Origin of the sequence: Porphyromonas sp. COT-052 OH4946 (assembly GCF_000765965.1) — a bacterium.
Lineage (GTDB): Bacteria > Bacteroidota > Bacteroidia > Bacteroidales > Porphyromonadaceae > Porphyromonas > Porphyromonas gulae.
Map to the genome: position 1 here is coordinate 242,714 of NZ_JQZY01000014.1, position 19,030 is coordinate 261,743.

At 49.1% G+C, this 19,030-nt stretch carries 15 protein-coding genes and 1 pseudogene; 3 read left to right on the plus strand and 13 right to left on the minus strand.

Annotation, left to right across the window (positions count from 1 at the left end; translation table 11 throughout):
• Nucleotides 1–3,228, plus strand: a complete 3,228-nt coding sequence (gene carB, locus HQ50_RS06095) for a carbamoyl-phosphate synthase (glutamine-hydrolyzing) large subunit (RefSeq protein ID WP_039429081.1) — start codon at nucleotides 1–3, stop codon at nucleotides 3,226–3,228.
• 194 nt (nucleotides 3,229–3,422) lie between these two features.
• Here carB and HQ50_RS06100 read toward each other — a convergent pair whose 3' ends face one another.
• The 3 genes from HQ50_RS06100 to HQ50_RS12580 all read right to left on the minus strand — a co-directional run bounded on the left by HQ50_RS06100 (nucleotide 3,423) and on the right by HQ50_RS12580 (nucleotide 6,567).
• Nucleotides 3,423–5,366, minus strand: a complete 1,944-nt coding sequence (locus HQ50_RS06100; protein ID WP_039420465.1) for an NAD(+) synthase — start codon at nucleotides 5,364–5,366, stop codon at nucleotides 3,423–3,425.
• A gap of 108 nt (nucleotides 5,367–5,474) precedes the next feature.
• Nucleotides 5,475–6,323 carry a VanW family protein gene (locus HQ50_RS06105; protein WP_039420468.1) on the minus strand — a complete coding sequence of 283 codons (849 nt, stop codon included), beginning with the start codon at nucleotides 6,321–6,323 and terminating at the stop codon, nucleotides 5,475–5,477.
• A gap of 154 nt (nucleotides 6,324–6,477) precedes the next feature.
• Nucleotides 6,478–6,567: a DUF1661 domain-containing protein gene (locus HQ50_RS12580; RefSeq protein WP_369794172.1), complete on the minus strand. Its 90-nt coding sequence runs from the start codon at nucleotides 6,565–6,567 to the stop codon at nucleotides 6,478–6,480.
• Here HQ50_RS12580 and HQ50_RS12130 point away from each other — a divergent pair.
• Nucleotides 6,527–6,652, plus strand: a pseudogene (locus tag HQ50_RS12130) (DUF1661 domain-containing protein); the annotation flags it as partial. The gene HQ50_RS12580 and the pseudogene HQ50_RS12130 sit on opposite strands and share 41 nt — an antisense overlap.
• A 12-nt stretch (nucleotides 6,653–6,664) precedes the next feature.
• Here HQ50_RS12130 and mnmD read toward each other — a convergent pair.
• From mnmD to HQ50_RS06140, 8 genes are all read right to left on the minus strand, one after another.
• A complete protein-coding gene (mnmD, locus tag HQ50_RS06110; RefSeq protein WP_039429083.1) occupies nucleotides 6,665–7,351 on the minus strand; it encodes a tRNA (5-methylaminomethyl-2-thiouridine)(34)-methyltransferase MnmD in 687 nt (228 codons plus the stop codon).
• A gap of 30 nt (nucleotides 7,352–7,381) precedes the next feature.
• The gene (locus HQ50_RS06115; RefSeq protein ID WP_018965459.1) at nucleotides 7,382–8,029 is read right to left on the minus strand and encodes a polysaccharide deacetylase family protein; all 648 of its coding nucleotides are present in this window, start codon (nucleotides 8,027–8,029) and stop codon (nucleotides 7,382–7,384) included.
• On the minus strand, nucleotides 8,030–11,329 hold the full coding sequence (locus tag HQ50_RS06120; protein ID WP_039429086.1) for a DUF2723 domain-containing protein: 3,300 nt from the start codon (nucleotides 11,327–11,329) through the stop codon (nucleotides 8,030–8,032).
• Between the two features lie 51 nt (nucleotides 11,330–11,380).
• Nucleotides 11,381–12,694 carry a ribosome biogenesis GTPase Der gene (gene der, locus HQ50_RS06125; RefSeq protein ID WP_018965457.1) on the minus strand — a complete coding sequence of 438 codons (1,314 nt, stop codon included), beginning with the start codon at nucleotides 12,692–12,694 and terminating at the stop codon, nucleotides 11,381–11,383.
• A 64-nt stretch (nucleotides 12,695–12,758) separates the two neighbouring features.
• Nucleotides 12,759–13,658 carry a GTPase Era gene (gene era, locus HQ50_RS06130; RefSeq protein WP_018965456.1) on the minus strand — a complete coding sequence of 300 codons (900 nt, stop codon included), beginning with the start codon at nucleotides 13,656–13,658 and terminating at the stop codon, nucleotides 12,759–12,761.
• A 79-nt stretch (nucleotides 13,659–13,737) separates the two neighbouring features.
• Nucleotides 13,738–14,745, minus strand: coding sequence for a beta-ketoacyl-ACP synthase III (locus HQ50_RS06135; protein WP_018965455.1), 1,008 nt, complete (start codon nucleotides 14,743–14,745; stop codon nucleotides 13,738–13,740).
• Nucleotides 14,746–14,920: 175 nt separating this feature from the next.
• Nucleotides 14,921–15,106, minus strand: coding sequence for a 50S ribosomal protein L32 (rpmF, locus tag HQ50_RS10730; RefSeq protein ID WP_080637703.1), 186 nt, complete (start codon nucleotides 15,104–15,106; stop codon nucleotides 14,921–14,923).
• A 6-nt stretch (nucleotides 15,107–15,112) separates the two neighbouring features.
• Entirely contained in the window at nucleotides 15,113–15,664 is a 552-nt protein-coding gene (locus HQ50_RS06140) for a DUF177 domain-containing protein (protein ID WP_039429089.1), read from the minus strand.
• Between the two features lie 259 nt (nucleotides 15,665–15,923).
• Between HQ50_RS06140 and HQ50_RS12375 the strand changes: the two genes are divergently transcribed.
• Nucleotides 15,924–16,049, plus strand: coding sequence for a hypothetical protein (locus HQ50_RS12375; RefSeq protein ID WP_255327689.1), 126 nt, complete (start codon nucleotides 15,924–15,926; stop codon nucleotides 16,047–16,049).
• 456 nt (nucleotides 16,050–16,505) lie between these two features.
• Here the strand turns inward: HQ50_RS12375 and HQ50_RS06150 are convergent, their stop codons facing one another.
• Nucleotides 16,506–17,945, minus strand: a complete 1,440-nt coding sequence (locus tag HQ50_RS06150) for a DUF3868 domain-containing protein (protein ID WP_039429092.1) — start codon at nucleotides 17,943–17,945, stop codon at nucleotides 16,506–16,508.
• Nucleotides 17,946–17,984: 39 nt separating this feature from the next.
• Nucleotides 17,985–18,578 carry a DUF3575 domain-containing protein gene (locus tag HQ50_RS06155; protein ID WP_018965451.1) on the minus strand — a complete coding sequence of 198 codons (594 nt, stop codon included), beginning with the start codon at nucleotides 18,576–18,578 and terminating at the stop codon, nucleotides 17,985–17,987.
• Nucleotides 18,579–19,030: the final 452 nt, after the last annotated feature.

The following is a 19,030-nucleotide window of genomic DNA, read 5'->3' on the forward strand; positions in this document are numbered from 1 at the left end:
ATGATAGACAAGAGCAAAATAAAGAAGGTACTGCTGCTCGGTTCGGGCGCACTTAAGATAGGGGAAGCCGGTGAATTCGATTATTCCGGTTCTCAGGCGTTGAAAGCTATTCGCGAAGAAGGTATCAGGACGGTACTCGTCAATCCGAATATTGCCACAGTCCAGACGTCCGAAGGAATAGCCGACGAAATATATTTCCTACCCGTAACGCCTTATTTCGTAGAGAAAGTCATTGAGAAAGAACGTCCCGATGGGATTCTCTTGGCATTTGGTGGTCAGACGGCTCTGAACTGTGGAGTCGAATTGTATCGAAGCGGTGTCTTGGAAAAGTACGGGGTAGAAGTACTCGGCACGCCCGTACAAGCTATCATGGATACGGAGGATCGTGAGCTATTCGTTCGCAAGCTCGATGAGATCAACGTGAAAACGATTCAGAGCCAAGCTGTGGAAAGCGTGGAGGAAGCACGCAAAGCCGCTCGCGAATTGGGCTATCCGGTCATTATTCGTGCTGCTTATGCTTTAGGCGGTCTGGGTAGCGGATTCTGCGATGATGAGGACGAACTGAATATCCTTTGTGAAAAGGCTTTTTCTTTCAGCCCTCAAGTTCTCGTAGAGAAGAGCCTCAAAGGCTGGAAAGAAGTGGAATACGAGGTTGTACGCGACCGTTTCGACAATTGCATCACTGTGTGCAATATGGAGAATTTCGATCCTCTCGGCATCCATACTGGAGAGAGTATCGTCATCGCTCCCTCGCAGACACTCACCAACAGTGAATATCACAAACTCCGCGAGCTGGCTATTCGAATCATTCGCCACATCGGTATCGTTGGAGAATGTAACGTGCAATATGCACTCGATCCCGATAGCGAGGACTACCGCGTCATCGAAGTAAATGCTCGTCTGAGCCGTTCGTCCGCTTTGGCATCCAAGGCAACGGGTTATCCCCTTGCTTTCGTTGCCGCCAAGTTAGGGCTGGGCTACGGTTTGTTCGACCTCAAAAACTCGGTGACACAGACCACTTCGGCTTTTTTCGAGCCGGCCCTTGACTATGTAGTCTGCAAAATTCCTCGCTGGGACTTGGGTAAATTCCACGGTGTAAGTCGCCAATTAGGTTCTTCCATGAAGTCTGTCGGCGAGGTTATGGCCATCGGTCGCACCTTCGAGGAGGCTATTCAGAAGGGATTGCGTATGATCGGTCAAGGCATGCACGGTTTCGTTGAGAATAAAGAACTCGTCATTCCTGATATAGACAAGGCACTGAATGAGCCGACCGACAGACGCATTTTCGTCATAAGCAAGGCATTCCGTCAAGGTTATACGGTAGATAAGATACATGAACTAACCAAGATCGACCGCTGGTTCTTGGAAAAACTCTATGGTATCGTTACCCTTGCGGAGGAAATGGAAGAACTCGACAAGCTCGAAGATCTTTCGCCTGCTCTTTTGGCCGAGGCCAAATTGCGCGGATTTTCCGATTTTCAGGTAGCTCGTGCCGTACTCAAACCGGATGCTACTTCGATGGAAAGCGCAGCCAATCAGGTGCGTGCCATGCGAAAGGAACTGGGCATCCTGCCGGTAGTCAAGCGTATCGATACGCTTGCAGCGGAGTATCCTGCTCATACGAACTATCTCTACCTGACGTATAGTGGCGATCGTCATGACGTAGCCTATGAGAATGACAAGCGTTCCGTAGTCGTACTCGGTTCGGGTGCATACCGTATCGGTAGCTCGGTGGAGTTTGACTGGTGCGGTGTCAATGCCCTCGCTACTATCCGTAAGGAAGGCTACCGCTCCGTCATGATCAACTATAATCCCGAGACGGTGAGTACGGACTATGATATTAGTGACAGGCTCTACTTCGACGAACTGACATTCGAGCGCGTGATGGATATTCTTGAACTGGAAAATCCCCATGGCGTTATTGTTTCCACGGGAGGACAAATCCCGAACAACCTTGCAGTTCGTCTCGACGAACAGCATGTGCCCATCCTGGGTACCTCCGCACAGAGTATCGACAATGCCGAGGATCGTCATAAATTCTCAGCCATGTTGGATAAACTGGGTATCGATCAGCCCCGTTGGCAGGAGCTTTCCTCGATGGACGACATCGACGGATTCGTTGCCGAAGTCGGTTATCCCGTTTTGGTTCGTCCGAGCTATGTCCTCTCCGGTGCAGCTATGAATGTGTGTTCCAATGACGAAGAACTTCATCGTTTCCTCGAATTGGCTGCCAATGTATCCAAGCAACATCCTGTCGTTGTCAGCCAGTTTATCGAGCATGCCAAGGAAGTGGAGATGGATGCTGTGGCACGTGATGGTGAGATTATAGCCTACGCGATCAGCGAGCATATCGAATTTGCCGGTGTGCACTCGGGCGATGCCACTATCCAGTTCCCTGCACAGAAATTGTATGTAGAGACCGTTCGCAGAATCAAACGGATCAGTCGTGAGATAGCAAAAGCTCTGAAAATATCAGGTCCTTTCAATATCCAATTCCTTGCCAAGGGTAACGATATTAAGGTGATCGAGTGCAATCTGCGTGCTTCACGCAGCTTCCCTTTCGTGAGCAAGGTGCTCAAGATCAACTTTATCGAATTGGCTACGCGTATCATGCTCGGCCTGCCGGTAGAGAAACCGAACAAGAGCGAGTTCGATCTGGACTATGTCGGTATCAAGGCCTCGCAGTTCTCCTTCACTCGTTTGCAAAAGGCCGACCCTGTCTTGGGTGTGGATATGACCAGTACCGGAGAGGTAGGCTGTATAGCGGATGATACGGATGAGGCTGTACTGAAGAGTATGCTTTCGGTGGGCTATCGTATTCCTCAGAAGAGTGTGCTCTTATCTACCGGAGGCTATAAGCAGAAAGTGGATATGCTCGATGCTACAGCCATGCTCGCAGCCAAGGGGTATAAGATCTATGCTACGGAGGGAACGCACAACTTCCTTAGAGAGAACGGAATCGAATCGACCAAAGTATTCTGGCCGAGCGAGAACGGACAGCCCCAAGCTCTGGAATTGCTTCACAATCGCGAGATAGAGCTTGTAGTCAATATCAACAAGAATCTTACTGCAGGAGAACTGACCAACGGTTATAAACTCCGTCGTGCAGCCATCGACCTGAATATCCCGCTGGTTACGAATGCTCGTTTGGCTTCTGCCTTCATCACGGCATTCTGCAAACATAGCCCCGAGGATATTCGCATCAAGAGTTGGGCCGAATACAAATAGTAGCTTTTCTTGTTGAGATTGTCGATTGTAAATTCGAGAGAGCCTCTGTAAATCCGGTCATAAGACCGACGCACTTGCAGTATTCTCTTCTCTCTCCCTCCATGCTCCGATAGAGGGAAAAAAGACGGAGGCAGTGTCCAAATACCAAAGACACCGCCTCCGTCTTTTAATTTCCGGTGGATACCTCTGAAAGATCAATCCGTTTCGAACTTGGCTATCTCATCCAACCAGAGTGCACTGCTGGCATCGCTGGCCATACGCCATGCTCCGCGGGGCGACAGACTGATACAGCTTACTTTTGGCCCATCCGGCATGCAATTACGTTTGTACTGCTGAGCGAAGAAGCGACGGAAGAATACCATCATCCATTTCTTGATCTCGACCTTGGTATAGATTCCCTTGAAAGCTACACCGGCAAGGTAGTAGATCTTCGAGGGCTTGTATTCATTGTGGAGGAAATGGTAGATGAAGAAGTCGTGCAACTCGTATGGCCCGACCAGATCTTCCGTCTTCTGGCTGATATTTCCATCCTGCCCCACAGGCTTCAGCTCGGGACTGATGGGAGTACGGACGATGTCCAGCAAAACGGCCGAAGCCGCATCATCCAGCCAGCCGCTATGCGCTATATAATCGACGAGAATCTGTACCGTGGTCTTAGCTATCCCGGCATTGACGGCATACATGGACATATGATCGCCATTGTACGTCACCCATCCGAGAGCCAGTTCGGACAGATCGCCTGTGCCGATAACGGGAGCGTTGTATATATTGGCCAGGTTCATCAGTATCTGCGTCCGCTCACGAGCTTGCGTATTCTCGAAGGTCGTATCCTGCACCTCCGGATCATGCCCTATGGCTTCGAAGTGTCGGAGACAAGCCTCCTTGATGTCTATCTCTTTGATCGTCACGCCGATGGCCTCCATCAGAGCAAAGGCATTCCGATAAGTACGTTCGGAAGTTCCGAAGCCCGGCATCGTAACGGCAATGATGTTCTTACGGGGCAAATCCAGCCGGTCGAACGCTTGTGCACAGACGATCAGTGCCAGTGCAGAGTCGAGTCCGCCTGAGATGCCGATTACGGCGTGCTCCGCACCCATGTGTAGCAGGCGTTGCATCAGGCCGCACACTTGGATATTGATCATCTCGCGCGAACGCTCCTTGAGATCCTTATCCTCCGGCATGAAGGGATTGCGATCCACACGGCGCGTCATCGGGAGAGACTCTTGCCGGCTACGCAGTTTGAAGGGCAGCTGATTGAACTTTTCGTCATGGGTGTGGAAGGTAACGGCAGCCTTGAAGCTGCTATTGATGAGCCGCTCCGTCTGAATGCGCGAAACATCTATATCGCTGATGATCATCCTTTCCTCATAGCGGAATCGCTCCATCTCCTCCACGATCTCTCCGGCCTCGGCAATAAAGGCTTTGCCGGTGAAAACAATGTCCGTGGAGCTTTCGCCGTATCCGCTGCTGGCATATACATAAGCACAGATACCCTGTGACGAAAGGCCGCTGATAAGCGATCTCAGGTAAGAATGTTTGCCTGCATTTTCGTTGCTGGAGGAGAGGTTGAAGATCACTTCCGCTCCATAAAGACAGAGACGTGTACCCGGAGTGAAAGGCGTCCACATATCCTCACAAATCTCTATGCCGACACCCACGGTACCACATTTGAATATGAGGTTCCGCCCGATCGGTACGCTGTGCGGACCGATGCTGATGGTCGAGTACTGCAGGGTATGAGCCGGTGAGAACCAACGAGCTTCCTGAAATTCCCGATAGTTGGGCAGGTATGTTTTGGGGATGGCACCGAGGATCTTTCCCTGCTGGAATACCACGGCCGAGTTGAACAGCTTTTCTTCCACGCGCAGCGGCATCCCCACTATCACCATGACAGTCGTATTGGCGGTCTGCTCCACCAGTCGGCACAAGGCGTCATTGGCTCGCTCTTGGAGGAAAGGCTGGTAAAACAAGTCGCCACACGAATAACCCGTGATGCTCAATTCGGGGAACGTCATTATCTCTACACCCTTGGCATCGGCCTCGTGTACCATGCGGTCGATCCGTTCGATATTGTAGTCGCAATCAGCCACTTTCACAAAGGGAACGGCTGCCGCAACTTTCATAAATCCGTATCTCATAGGGAACTCAGATTATGGGGATTGTGGTTTTTATTCTATTTCCGTACAAATATATGCTTTATTCTCAGTCTTTCTCTGAAAAAGAGCTATCCCAAGAAGCCGCCGAGATCACCGTTCAAAAGCCGTGGTGCCACTGTTTTGCGGTGGGCTAAGTAGCGGGTTGTACATCATGATGGCATGATTCTCCGCAAACGGCTCGGTATATTCGCTTCCATCGGCGCGGGTGACGATACGTACCAGTTTATTGTGCCGCGTATAGCCACCCCAGCTCTGATGCTCTATGCGGTGATCCGTCTCCTCGATGCGATAGCGATCCGTCTGCTCCGTATCGGAACTGATACGTCCGTTCAGGTACGTATCGTCCAGCCAGAGTTCCAGTCGGTAGGTGTGGGGCGTATCGTTCCTGACCCGAAGGTCGATATAGTTGTACGAAAGCGTAGCCCCTGCTCCGAAAGGAATGCTGCGATTGATATCGGGAAAAACATCGAAGCTGTGCCTGTGTCGCTCGACAATGGACAGCGGTGTATGGGCGAACATCCAAAAAAGCAGATTGCCAAGCTGACAGAGACCGCCTCCCACTCCTTTGCCGATCTTCCCCTGACTCAGCACCAGACCTTCGAGGTATCCCTTGCGAGCAGTCGGACGGCCGACATGACGCCAGACGGAGAAGGTCTCTCCGGGGCGTATGATCATACCATGGAGCTTGGAGATGGCCAGTCGCAGATTGGTTCGTTTGTTCTCTTGCAGGTACATGTCCACATCCTTCAGCCGGCGCATAATGAGCGACCGATGCTCCATGACCGGATAGGAACAACCATGAGAATAGTCCCCCTCTGATGGTAAAGCCCATTTGATCGAAGAAAAGCAGTCCGACAGCTTGCGGTGAAGGATGAAGTATTCGCGTCCCAATTTGCGTCTTCGCTCGCTTCGTATGATCGGTTGTATGATACGTATCATATAGGATTTCTAATCATTGGATTGCAAAGCTAACGATTGTCCTATCTCCATGCATAATCCCGTCAGATCGGATCGAAAGATGGACTGATGATTATGATTTTGTGCCATCGGGGCAAACTATCGGTTGAAAATTTACGCACCGGAACCTCGCCGATTACCATTCGTAAAATCGAGAAAAGTGGGACGAGATTTTTTTCGTTTCGGCGCGTAAAATTTTCACTTGCCGAACCGGAACGAAAAAAATCTCGCGCCACGTTTTTCAGCACGGCAAACAGCTATTTTCCCGAACCAAATACACTTGGGAGTCTGCATATGCACTATCGATATGATGGAGCGGTGATTTAGAGGTCGTCCCCTCTATTTTCAACGGAATAAGTGCCACGCAAGATTTCGCGTTTGCCGGGAGGTCCGGGTAGGCGTTCCATACGGAAGCCGGCGCGTGTGAGCCGGCGGCGGATCTCTCCTTTGGCACAGTAGGTAGCCAATACCGCTCCTGAACGGCATGCCCCGGCCATTCGAGTGAAAATCTCTTCGCTCCACAACTCCGGCTGAACTTCGGGAGAGAAAGCATCGAAATAGATGAGGTCGATAGGCTTACGGAATGTAAAATCGGTCAGGTCGGATGCTATCTTGTGCAACGTGAAGCCGGGATATATTTCACAATCCATTCCCCACGGCACATGGTGGAGATCTTGCAGGAGTTTGTCTTCATCGGCCATTCCCACAGAAAAGCGAAGATGCTCATATACATCCCCTTCGAGAGGAAATTTCTCAATGGCAGAGTAATGAACGGAGAGAGCCCGACATCGTTGTTCGCGCAGAGTCAGTAGCGCATTGAGAGCCGTTCCGAATCCGACTTCAAAGAGATATAAAGTACCGGAGGGATCGAAAGATTCCAGACGGTGCAATAATCCCGTATGAACGAATACATGTTCGCTCTCACGACACGCACCGTGTATGGAGTGGTAGTGTTCGCCGTAATGAGACGAAAGGATGGTGGGAGATCCGTCTTCCGTAAGGACAATCATCGGGCAAAAGGGGAAAAACAGGTAAACGGCTTAGTCGGCCGGATCGCCCAGGCACTTGAAGGTGTAGCCCTCATCCAAAAGCCAGCGAACAGCGCGAGGCATGGCCTGCTGCATATTGGGAGTGGCTTTGAGGGAGTCGTGGAAGGTAATAATGGAGCCGTTGCGTGCATAGCGAACTACCGAACCGAAGACGGTATCGGGTGAAAGGCGAGCGTTATAATCACGCGTGATCACATCCCACATAATAATGTCGTAGTGATTGCTAAGCAGGAGGGTCTGCATGAAGCGAAGATGGCCATGTGGTGGTCGGAAGAAGCGAGAATTGATAAGCCGGTCGGCCTCTTCCACATCCTTCAGATAGGTACGCGTACGGACTTTCAGCCCTTGCAGATGGTGGAAAGTGTGATTGCCTACCTGATGGCCACGGTGCTGTATCTCGGCAAAAAGATCGGGATAGCGACGCACATTGTCCGCCACACAGAAGAACGTAGCTTTGACGCCAAGTTCATCGAGCGTATCCAATACCCAGGGTGTTACCTCCGGTATGGGACCGTCATCAAAGGTCAGATAGATGCTTTTTCCTTCTTTGGCAGGAATACGCCATGTGGCACCGGGGAACAAAGCCCGGTACCACATGGGCACGCGACAGATAAGTCGTTCTACGAGTCTGAGCTGCATTTATTGCGGTTTGCTATTACCCTGCTGATCAGCGTAGAGAACCTTATAATAGTTCTGGAATACGGGCAGATATTCGTCCAGCACCTTGCTGTCGTAAGCAGTACTGAGTCGAAGAGCCGTAGCAACCGTATTCATCTCCTGATCGATCTCTCCTTCGGAAAGCATTTGCATGAATTTGGATTCCGACAGGCGGAAGAACCAGTTAAGCGTACGCATCGAAGAGCCTGCCACGGCCTTGACTATCCGATCTGCATCGGCCACCATGTCTGCATCATACAGAGTCTGTGCCAATACCAGCGAGCGATAATCATAGGGTACGACTTCAGGACTGATCTCTTGGAGGCATTTGGTGAGCACCTTGCGGGCACGAACGGTATCGCCTCTTTCGAGCAAGGCCTTTGCCAACGGAGAAAACACAGCTACGCGATAAGTATTGGTGGAATTACGAATATCTGCATCGAAGTACACCTTGGGATTATTGGCTCCTCCGAAGCGGAACTTGGTCATCACGTTGGTATAGGTCTTCTCCACATCGATGTTATCGCCTACGCGACGGGCCTTGAAAGGCACAAACTGATTGGCCATACCGGTCTGACGCAAGTAGTCCGGCAGGTTGGAGAAGGAATTGCTCGGAGACGTAATAGCCCAATAGATAGGACGCTTCCATTCGTTATTGGCTATCAGATCGAGAACGCTCAGGTCGGCCAATGAGAGGATGCCCTTACCGGCCAAAGACAGATCGATGGTCCGACGGACATGCACCTTAGCCGAATCGCCAAACGCCTGTCCCAATGCTTGCGAATCTACCGGCAGGTACAGATTCTCGCTCGGCATCACACCATTACCATAAGTGACGGGGCGAGTAGCTATTTTCATGGCTTCGGACAGCATCATGACGGGCTTGCCATCGGCCGTGAATCCACTACCAGGGAGTGAACGAAGGTTCAGCTCCGGATCTCTGGGAGAGTAATTGGGGTCTATACGGACGAAAGCATTCCGGCTGATGAAGGATTCATTCATATTCTTCAACGGTAGCGGATCGGACTGATAGGCTTGCTGCTTCATCTGGCGTACGTACCAGTCTGCTCCCAAGTAGCTGAGATTGCTCACACGGACATCGGTACGAATGCCTTCCACCTCCTGAGCATACCAGAGCGGGAAGGTATCGTTATCACCATAGGTGAAAATAACGGCATTGGGATCGCAGCTCTCCAGATAATTGGCACCGAAATCGCGTCCCACGTAGCGTCCCGAACGATCGTGGTCATCCCAGTTCTGGCCGGCCATCTGGATAGGCACCAGCACGGCAGCAGCCGTAGCGATGGTAGCCGCAGTGGCGTGGCTGAGTTTGGCCCGACGCAAGAAATCGACCAATCCGGCCACACCGAAACCGATCCAAATACAGAAAGCATAGAAAGATCCCGCATAGGCATAGTCTCGCTCGCGCGGTGGGCCGGGTGTCTGATTGAGATACAATACGATGGCCAAACCGGTCATAAAGAAGAGGAAGAAAGTGATCCAGAAACTCTGTGCCCCTTTCTCCTTTCGCAACAGCTGGAAAGAAATACCGATCAGGCCCAAAAGCAGCGGAAGCATGTAATACACATTGTGTCCGCGATTCTTGGCCATGAAGTCCGGCATATCATCGGTTGGGCCGATAAGAATCTTGTCGATGAAAGGAATACCCGTCACGGCATTGCCACGCAATAGTCCTCCGTCGCCTTGCAGGTCATTCTGACGGCCGGAGAAATTCCAAAGGAAATAACGCCAGTACATATAATTGACCTGATAGTTGAAGAAGAATTTCAGATTCTCTCCGAAGGTAGGCATACTGGCATCCGTTTCGGATCGCCCCATCCAGATATTATAACTTTGCGGATGTCCATCGGTAGTGGAATAGACACGCGGGAAAAGCATCATGGAACCATCTCCGTATTCATACTCGCGTTGTGTATAGAGCGTTTCGTAGCGGTCTTTATCTGTAGGATTTGTCTTGGGCGAAGGCCCTGTTACTTCCTGTCCATCCTTCAAACCGACAGGTTGGGATGCAAAGGAAGGTCCGTAGATCAACGGGGTACTTCCGTATTGTTCGCGAGCAAGGTAGCTACGAAGCGAAAAGGCATTGGACGGAGCATTCTCATTCATCGGCGGATTGGCAACGGCACGAACGAGGATAACACCGTAAGAGGAGAAGCCGACGAGGATAACCAGCATACTCATCAAGGCCGTATGCAAGAACCGCACATTCAATCGCTTGGATGCAAACAGCCAATAAGCTATGACCAGTGTAAGGACTATGCCGAGAAGGATGCCATTGCCGATAAAAGGAATACCCATCAAGACAACACTCAGCAGCACGGCAAAGCGCATGCGCATCGATTTGGTTGTACCCTTCTTATCTCCTTCGGCCTGTGCGGAATAAGTCTCCCTCACAGACCAAATCAATATGGCTGCCAGCAGGAAGAAGTAGAAATACAAACCACTATTGAAGCTGAAGCCAAGAGTATTGACGGCGAAGACATCGAATACGCCGGCAACCTTGGGGATACCCTGTATCACACCGAACATCATCACCCCGATAAGGGCGAAGGAAGCCAAAAGGGCCAACAAGGCACCCTTCCCTGTGGGCTTGGAAGCACGGCGATAGTAATACACCAAAGCCATGGCAGGGATACAGAGGAGATTGAGCAAGTGCACTCCGATGCTGAGTCCCATAAGATAAGCGATCAACACGAGCCAGCGGTCGCTGCGTAGATTGTCGGCACGCTCCTCCCACTTGAGCATCAGCCAGAAAACGGCAGCCGTAAAGAAAGAACTCAATGCATATACCTCAGCCTCGACGGCACTGAACCAGAACGTATCGCTGAACGTATAGGCCAAGGCTCCAACGACTCCACTGCCGAGGATCGTGATTACCCGTGGGACGGATATTTTCCTCGACGGCTCTTCCAATCCGGATACATTGCGTACTGTCGGTACAAGTACGCGGCGGACAAGGTGGGTAATCGTCCAAAACAAAAACAGGATGGTAAAGGCACCGGCCAATGCACTGGTAGCATTGGCAAGCCATGCCACCTGTGACGGATCGCTCGTGAAATGCGATATAATATTATAGACGAGCATGAAGAAGGGTGCTCCGGGCGGATGACCGATCTCCAACTTGTTTACGCAGACTATGAACTCGGCACAGTCCCACAGGCTGGCTGTAGGCTCGATTGTCATCAGATAGACGATAGCTGCAACTGCAAAAACGCCCCAACCGACGACATTGTTCAGAAATCTAAAACGTTTCCATTCCATATCATTGTATTCTTCTATAATGACTTAAACGTATTGAGCAGGGGGCAAACCCTACTTCTCACGGATAAAAATGTTGATGGGAGTACCACAAAAATCCCAGTGGGTACGAATCTGATTCTCCAAAAAACGCTTATAGGGTTCTTTCACCCACTGGGGCAGATTGGCAAAAAAGGCAAATGAAGGCACTGCCGTCGGAAGCTGCATCACATATTTTATTTTGATGTATTTGCCCTTGGTAGCAGGAGGCGGCGTAGCCTCGATAATGGGCAGCATCACTTCATTCAGCTTGTGCGTAGGAATACGAGTCGAGCGGCGTGCATAGACCTGATTGACCGTCTCCAACACTTTGAAGATCCTTTGTTTGGTCATAGCCGATATGAAGAGAAGGGGGAAATCCGTGAAGGGAGCAAAACGCTGCCGGATGGCATTCTCGAACGTCTTGATGACGGCCTGACTTTTATCTTCCACCAAGTCCCACTTATTGATACATACGACCAGTCCCTTGCTATTGCGCTGGATAATCTGAAAGATATTCAGATCCTGCGACTCCACACCTCGTGTGGCATCCAGCATCAGCACACATACGTCGGAGTTTTCGATGGCACGAATGGATCGAATAACGGAGTAGTATTCCAGGTCTTCATTCACTTTACCCCTTTTGCGAATACCGGCGGTATCGACAAGGTAAAAATTGAGTCCGAACTTATTGTACTTAGTGTATATAGAGTCCCTTGTCGTGCCTGCTATATCCGTCACGATATGCCTGTCCTCTCCGATGAAGGCATTCAGCAAGGAACTTTTCCCTGCATTGGGACGGCCTACGATGGCTATTCGAGGGAGTGTTTCGTCCAGGTCCGATTGGCCGCTCTCTGCCGGCAATAGCTCCATCACCCTGTCGAGCAAATCGCCTGTCCCCGAACCGCTGACAGCTGCAACGCAGTAAGGATCGCCCAAACCAAAGGAATAGAATTCGGAAGCAGAATAATGATCTTCGGTATTGTCCACCTTATTGGCTACGACTATAACCGGTTTTTTGCTTCGGCGCAGGATCTCGGCGACTTGTTCGTCAAGGGAAGTCACTCCGGTCTGGTTGTCTACGACGAAGAGGACTACATCTGCTTCCTCGACAGCAATATACACTTGCTTATTGATTTCTTCCTCGAAAACATCTTCCGAATTGACCACCCAGCCTCCGGTATCGACGATGGAAAACTCCCGACCGTTCCAATGCACCCGGCCGTACTGCCTATCGCGCGTAGTACCGGCCTCTTCGGCTACGATGGCTTGCCGGCTTTGGGTAAGGCGGTTGAACAATGTGCTCTTGCCCACATTCGGACGGCCTACGATGGCGACTAATGCTCCCATATCTCTATTTCTATTCTATGATTTCGTTCTGATTGTTGCTTGTCATGCTACGACCGACCAAGGACTAATCCAACTGATAGCCGAAGGCACGAAGCAGATTATCCCTGTTGCGCCAGTCTTTTTCGACCTTCACAAAGATCTCCAAGAAGATTTTCTTTCCGAAGAAACGCTCCAAATCGCGCCGGGCCATTGACCCCACACGTTTGATGGCCGCTCCTTTCGGGCCGATGATTATCCCTTTCTGAGAATTACGCTCTACGATGATCAGCGACTTGATGCGGATAATGGTCTTCTCCTCCTTGAATTCCTCCACGACCACTTCCACCGCATAGGGAATTTCTTTTTGGTAGTACAGCAAGATCTTCTCACGAATGATCTCCGTAACGAAAAAACGTGCCGGCTTGTCCGTGAGCGCATCTTTTTCGAAGTAAGGAGGAGAGGGTGGGATGAGGCTTTCGATGCGTCTCTGCAGCAGCCCGACATTGAAGTTGTTCGTAGCCGAAATGGGGTGAATCTCTGCTTTGGGCAATATGCTACGCCACTCTTCCACCAGTTTTTCCAATGCTTCCTGATTGCTCAGGTCGATCTTGTTGATGACCAGAAGTACAGGGCACTCCATTCGGGATACGCGAGCGAGAAAATCAGCATTCTTATCAGCCTTCTCCACCACGTCCGTCACATAAACCAGTACATCGGCATCCCCGAGAGCAGATTCGGAGAACTCCCGCATTTCCTGTTGGAGTTTGTAATTGGGACGAAGTACTCCCGGTGTATCGGAATAAACGATTTGCATCTCCGGCGTATTCACAATCCCCATGATTCTATGTCTGGTGGTCTGCGCCTTGGAGGTAATGATAGAAATCCGCTCACCGACAAGCAGATTCATCAGTGTACTTTTCCCAACGTTGGGGTTTCCAACGATATTGACAAATCCCGAACGGTGACCGGACTCCCCTACTTGCATTTCGAAGCTTTGTTATATGTACGAATAAGGGGCTGTTTGCCTTCGCGGCGAAGCAGCCCCCTGTTTCTATTGTGTATGATCAACGAACCGTGCTGCCATCGTATGCCCACTTGACATAGACAGCTCCCCACGTAAAGCCGGCACCGAATGAGGTCATGACCAGAACATCGCCTTTCTTCAACTTATGCTCCCACTCCCACAGACAAATGGGGATTGTAGCCGAACTGGTATTGCCATAACGCTCGATATTGACCATCACTTTCTCGTATGGGACTCCCATCCGTCGGGCAACGGCATCGATGATTCGGAGGTTGGCCTGATGAGGTACTACCCAAGTAATATCATCGTGCGAAAGATTGTTGCGCTCCATGATCTCCACACAGCTGTTGCACATATCTACGACAGCATGCTTGAATACTACCTGTCCTTCCTGATACACATAGTGCCAACGATTATCCACCGTTTCGTGTGTAGGAGGACATGCCGATCCACCGGCCTTCATGATCAAATGATCTTTGCCGATACCATTGGAGTGCAGCACCGCATCCATAACGCCTACTTCTTCTTCGGTAGCCTCGAGCAAAACACAACCGGCACCATCCCCGAATAGCGGACAAGTAGCCCGATCAGTATAATCCGTAATAGCCGTCATCTTCTCCGTAGCGATCACAAGGATCTTGGAGTAACGTCCCGAACGGATAAAATTGGCTCCCACTTCAAGAGCATAAATAAACGTGGGACAGGCCGCCTGCATATCGAAAGTAAAGATGTCGCCACAGCCGATCTCATGAGCAACGATGCTGGCCGTGGAAGGGAAATGATAGTCGCCCGAGTTGGTTGCAAGGATCAAGCCGTCGATGCTCTTGGGATCGATACCATGACGGTCGAAGAGGTCTTGTGCCGCACGGATAGCCAGATAGGAAGCCCCTTTATCCTTGTCTCGAAGGATCCGACGCTCCTTGATGCCTACACGGGTCATGATCCATTCGTCATTGGTATCAACCATTTTTTCCAGATCGGCATTGGTAATAACATCTTCAGGGAGATAGGCCCCAACGGCTGTTATAGCCGCGTTTATTTTATTCATAATTGAATTTGTTGCATAATGGACGGGCGTCAGCCTTTTTCAAAGGCCATATCCCGCCGGAAAAGATTATTTGTGGCCGCTAAAATAAAAAAAAAGTCCCAAAGAACAGGTCTAAGGGACTCTTTTGCTCGTTCTTGCCGCCTAAGCGACCGGCATCGACCGAGGGCAAGCAATTTTACACTGCCACTTCTTTTTCGATTGCCAACTTACCGCGGTAGTAGCCACAATCACCACATACTGTGTGATAGATGTGCCATGCTCCACAATTGGGGCACTTGGCCAAAGTCGGCATAGCGGCTTTGTCATGAGTTCTCCGCTTGGCGGTTCTCGTTTTGGACTGTCTTCTTTTAGGATGTGCCATTTTTATTTATTTAAATTGTTCTTTTTGTTCCAATAGTTTTCCAAGAGAATCCCACCTCGAATCGTGAGCGGTCATACCGGATTCTTCTGTTGCTTCATCAGCATCTATCGCCAGCAGATCGGACATTCGATTCATCATCTCGGGGTCGCATTCTCCATCCGAATGCATACGCTGCATCGGGATAGCCAATTCGGAATACTCATAAAGAAGCGAGCTTAGATCCAATGTACCTTCCGACAGAGGGACTACAAGCAGATCGTCGCTCAACTCTTGATAAGAATCGCCGAAACGAACCACCAATTTATTTTCCTCTTTTACCGGCATTTCCACCTCATCGAGACATCGGTCACAAGCAGTCTTGACAATTCCGTCAAGCGCGATGCAAAAATTAAAGACATCGCCATTGCGTTCCACTTCGACCTTTGCAGCCAATGTCCCGCCTAAAATATCGTAACTTCCGGACTGCTCAAAAAAGGAATCATCCAATTCGTAATCGAATCGGTGCTTGCCTTGTGGCAGCGACTTGAGATTCAGTACGTATCTTCCGGATGATGCCATTTCGTGTAAGATGAAAAACTTTGCAAAAGTAACGCTTTAGGATGACATTACAAACATTTTATGTCTTTTGTCTCGTATGTACATAGCACGAACGAAAGCAGCGACGAGGAAATGACAAGAGCTTCGCATCTTCGGAGTCGGCTTTTTTCCTACTTTTGCAGTGCGATAGGAGACCCCACAGGAATGCGGACACCTGTATATCACAAAAAGGGTTGGTCCATCGAACAAAACCAGTTTACTAACGTTTACCAACGACTCAATGACAACAGATATGCACTCTGTTTTCTCTCCTTCCTTTCGGCCTTTGGACGGATTCTACCCTGTCCATACCGGCATATACCGTCACAGCATGCTCACAAAAGAGATCAGTGTCCATGAGGTGTAAAGCCCCATAATCTTCCGATAACCTCACGACATAAGGCACCCGTCCGGTTTCCTCTTGAATCGGACGGGTGCCTCTGTTTTATCACCTTACGAGAAAGCCTTTAGGGGGCTGCGATTTATATACAAACCGTTTTCGATCTGTATATTTATTGAAAATGATTTATATATAAATGGGAAACGGTTTATATATAAATTGAAAATGATTTGTATATGGATTGCTCTTCGACCTGACGAAAAAGAGCTTCCGATCCAAAAAAGTTCATCACAGCATCATTTTCTCCTTGAATTCGGCTTTCATAGAGTCGCTTATTTGGAATGATTCCAAACTCGTCTTCGTTGTTGAAAAGTTTTTTGGCACACAAAACACATCTCTGTACGCAGACTCGATTTGCCACAAAAAAAGTGCACCGAAACAGAAGTCCCGGTGCACCTTAATAATCAATATGGAAAACTCCACTTATTTTTTGCCAAGCAACATATCAAGGTTGCGCTGCGCATTTGTATCTCCTTCTGCAACCGCCTTACGGAAGAAGGTTTCGGCACGAGCAAAATCTCCCGTACGAGCATAAGCAGCTCCAAGGATATTGCTTACACCCTTTTCTGTCTGAATCGGACTCAACAGAGCAATTGCCTGCTGAGCATCTCCACCTTCAAAAGCGGCCACAGCCAAATTGATTCGGCCCGTTACACTTTCAGGGAAATACTTCAGGGTCGTATTCAGAGCAAACAAACGCTCTTGGTCTCCCTTGGGATAAGACATTGCCACACGGTACATTTCGGCCTCACTAAGTTCTTTCGGAGCAGTCTTAATGATTGCGCGAGCCTCTTCGAGCGTATAATCGCGAACGATATATCCCATGGTTATCGTATTGCGACGCAAATTCGGATAGATCTGATCCAAGATATGACGATAAGACGAAAGTTGCTTCAGAGCCTGCTCACGTGCATCATCATCGGCATATTTATCGGAGTTGATTATCTCCAGTACGCGATCACGATCGGCTATATCGCTCTTTTCGATAGCCAGTTTCAGCCCTTTCCAGTCTTCACCGCCGAACTTAGTGGTTATATTCGGCAACGTTTTGCCATACTTGCGCACCAATTCTTCTGCAAGCCTTTTGGCACGACGCTCAGACAAAGCCTTATTGTGGGCTATTGAAGCCTCGGGAGAAGCAAATCCTTCGATGATCATTTTATTGACCGAATAGTTAGGATTAGCCTTCACAGTGCTTACAAATTCTCTGATTTTCTCTAACTCCGCCTTATTGTTACGGTATTCAGGAAGGACATCTGCCTTATTGACTTTGAAATTGATATAAGCATCGAAGCTGGACTCTCGCTGCTTTTCCACTTCTTCGGCCGGGGTAACCTCAGCCAACAGATAAGGAGCTTCCGCAGGATTGAACAAAGGTTCGAAAGGCACAGCAACGTCTGCCAGACCAACGGGACACTTGGCACAACCTCGCACCTCTTCGCGAACTACAAATTTGGCATGCATCATCCAGGGAGCATAAGCATGCTCTCCCATGAAAGCAAACTGCTCGCTCTTCCCATTGTGGCGGCGAATGTATTGGGCTGCATTTTTTGCTTGGGGCAAAGCCGAACTAAATGCGATTTCACGCTTGAGAGCTTTTGTTCGATTGCGACCTGTAATGACTACCGAAGGAAATTCCACTCGGCTCGTACCATCTTCTGAACGAAGAATAGGCGTAACAATGATCATCTGAGTGCTCTTGAGCTTCAAACCACTCATATCTGCCACACCATTTAGTGCGACCTTATTTCCGGTTTTGTCCAACGAAATTTTATATGAAATTGCTCCTTCGTAAGCATTTTGAGCGACCAAACTGGCAACAGCGGCGAAGAGAGCGATAAGAGTTAGTTGTATTCTTTTCATATTAAAAGCCTCTTTTTTTGAGAGTTCATTTATTAGGAATTACTTAAACAGATAGATTAACGAAAGAGTGGCTCGCGTCAGGCCAAAGTAATCGGCCTTCTTGTCAACACCAACTTTCTTCCCACACTCTACACACTGATACTTGTCATAGTCGAAGTGAATATAGCCACCACCGATACTTGCTTCCAGATTCCAATGATTGCCCAAGATCCACTGACGGCCTATACTGATTCCACCACCATAGAACCATCCTTGATAACGATGATACTTGGCATCGTCGAAGTCACTCTTAGGATGAATGGAGCCAACAGGAGGAACTGATATTCCTGCGATATTCATTTGACCGACATGACCATGAAGTCCGATAAACACTCCATTGAATTTCTCACAGAACCAATAACGCAATTCCGGCTGGGCAAGCCAATGCTTCCAATAATGATCATCGCTGATCTTGAAAGGGTTTACTCCTCCCAAGAGGTCTACAGTCATTTTAGGGCCTACACCTATTTCCAAGGCCAAGTTGGGGGTTAGCGTTGCATCATAAAGCAAATTATTCTTAAGAGCCACGCGCTGAGCAGATGCAGCAAACAGTCCGCTCAAAAACAACACCAAGAAAATCAAATTCTTCTTCATACGCTTCCTTTATCTTACACTTTAATTACTTGCATGCCAACATGCACTTTTTTTCGAGAAATTATTTAATATCAAGACACAATAACACTACAGAATGAGAGTCAGCCCCTTCTTTACACAAAGGTGCACAAAAAAAATGAGTCAGAAACCTTATCCATTTAGAAAACGTAGGTTACGAAACATAAGATTCATTATTCGTATTAGCAATGCCTACTACGAACAATCCTTTTTGTCTCCACAAAAAACTGGTCTTTTTAGATAATAAATCCAAATTACCCATTGAAATTTGAAACAAAGAGATTTTAACGGTAGAGTAAGGATGTTAAGAGGGGGTTGGAAAATACTTTACTTCACAACCCCCTCTTACTAACATTTAGAGAGATGTATCAAGTCCGATGTAATTGGATATGCAACGAGCAATCTCATCGTTACAACGGTGCTTTGATTTTTAC

What these genes read in the sequence shown, in the direction of transcription:
- carB (WP_039429081.1), top strand. Translation starts at nt 1, where the DNA reads ATGATAGACAAGAGCAAAATAAAGAAGGTACTGCTGCTCGGTTCGGGC.
- HQ50_RS06100 (WP_039420465.1), bottom strand. Translation starts at nt 5,366, where the DNA reads ATGAGATACGGATTTATGAAAGTTGCGGCAGCCGTTCCCTTTGTGAAA.
- HQ50_RS06105 (WP_039420468.1), bottom strand. Translation starts at nt 6,323, where the DNA reads ATGATACGTATCATACAACCGATCATACGAAGCGAGCGAAGACGCAAA.
- mnmD (WP_039429083.1), bottom strand. Translation starts at nt 7,351, where the DNA reads ATGATTGTCCTTACGGAAGACGGATCTCCCACCATCCTTTCGTCTCAT.
- HQ50_RS06115 (WP_018965459.1), bottom strand. Translation starts at nt 8,029, where the DNA reads ATGCAGCTCAGACTCGTAGAACGACTTATCTGTCGCGTGCCCATGTGG.
- HQ50_RS06120 (WP_039429086.1), bottom strand. Translation starts at nt 11,329, where the DNA reads ATGGAATGGAAACGTTTTAGATTTCTGAACAATGTCGTCGGTTGGGGC.
- der (WP_018965457.1), bottom strand. Translation starts at nt 12,694, where the DNA reads ATGGGAGCATTAGTCGCCATCGTAGGCCGTCCGAATGTGGGCAAGAGC.
- era (WP_018965456.1), bottom strand. Translation starts at nt 13,658, where the DNA reads ATGCAAGTAGGGGAGTCCGGTCACCGTTCGGGATTTGTCAATATCGTT.
- HQ50_RS06135 (WP_018965455.1), bottom strand. Translation starts at nt 14,745, where the DNA reads ATGAATAAAATAAACGCGGCTATAACAGCCGTTGGGGCCTATCTCCCT.
- rpmF (WP_080637703.1), bottom strand. Translation starts at nt 15,106, where the DNA reads ATGGCACATCCTAAAAGAAGACAGTCCAAAACGAGAACCGCCAAGCGG.
- HQ50_RS06140 (WP_039429089.1), bottom strand. Translation starts at nt 15,664, where the DNA reads ATGGCATCATCCGGAAGATACGTACTGAATCTCAAGTCGCTGCCACAA.
- HQ50_RS12375 (WP_255327689.1), top strand. Translation starts at nt 15,924, where the DNA reads ATGACAACAGATATGCACTCTGTTTTCTCTCCTTCCTTTCGGCCTTTG.
- HQ50_RS06150 (WP_039429092.1), bottom strand. Translation starts at nt 17,945, where the DNA reads ATGAAAAGAATACAACTAACTCTTATCGCTCTCTTCGCCGCTGTTGCC.
- HQ50_RS06155 (WP_018965451.1), bottom strand. Translation starts at nt 18,578, where the DNA reads ATGAAGAAGAATTTGATTTTCTTGGTGTTGTTTTTGAGCGGACTGTTT.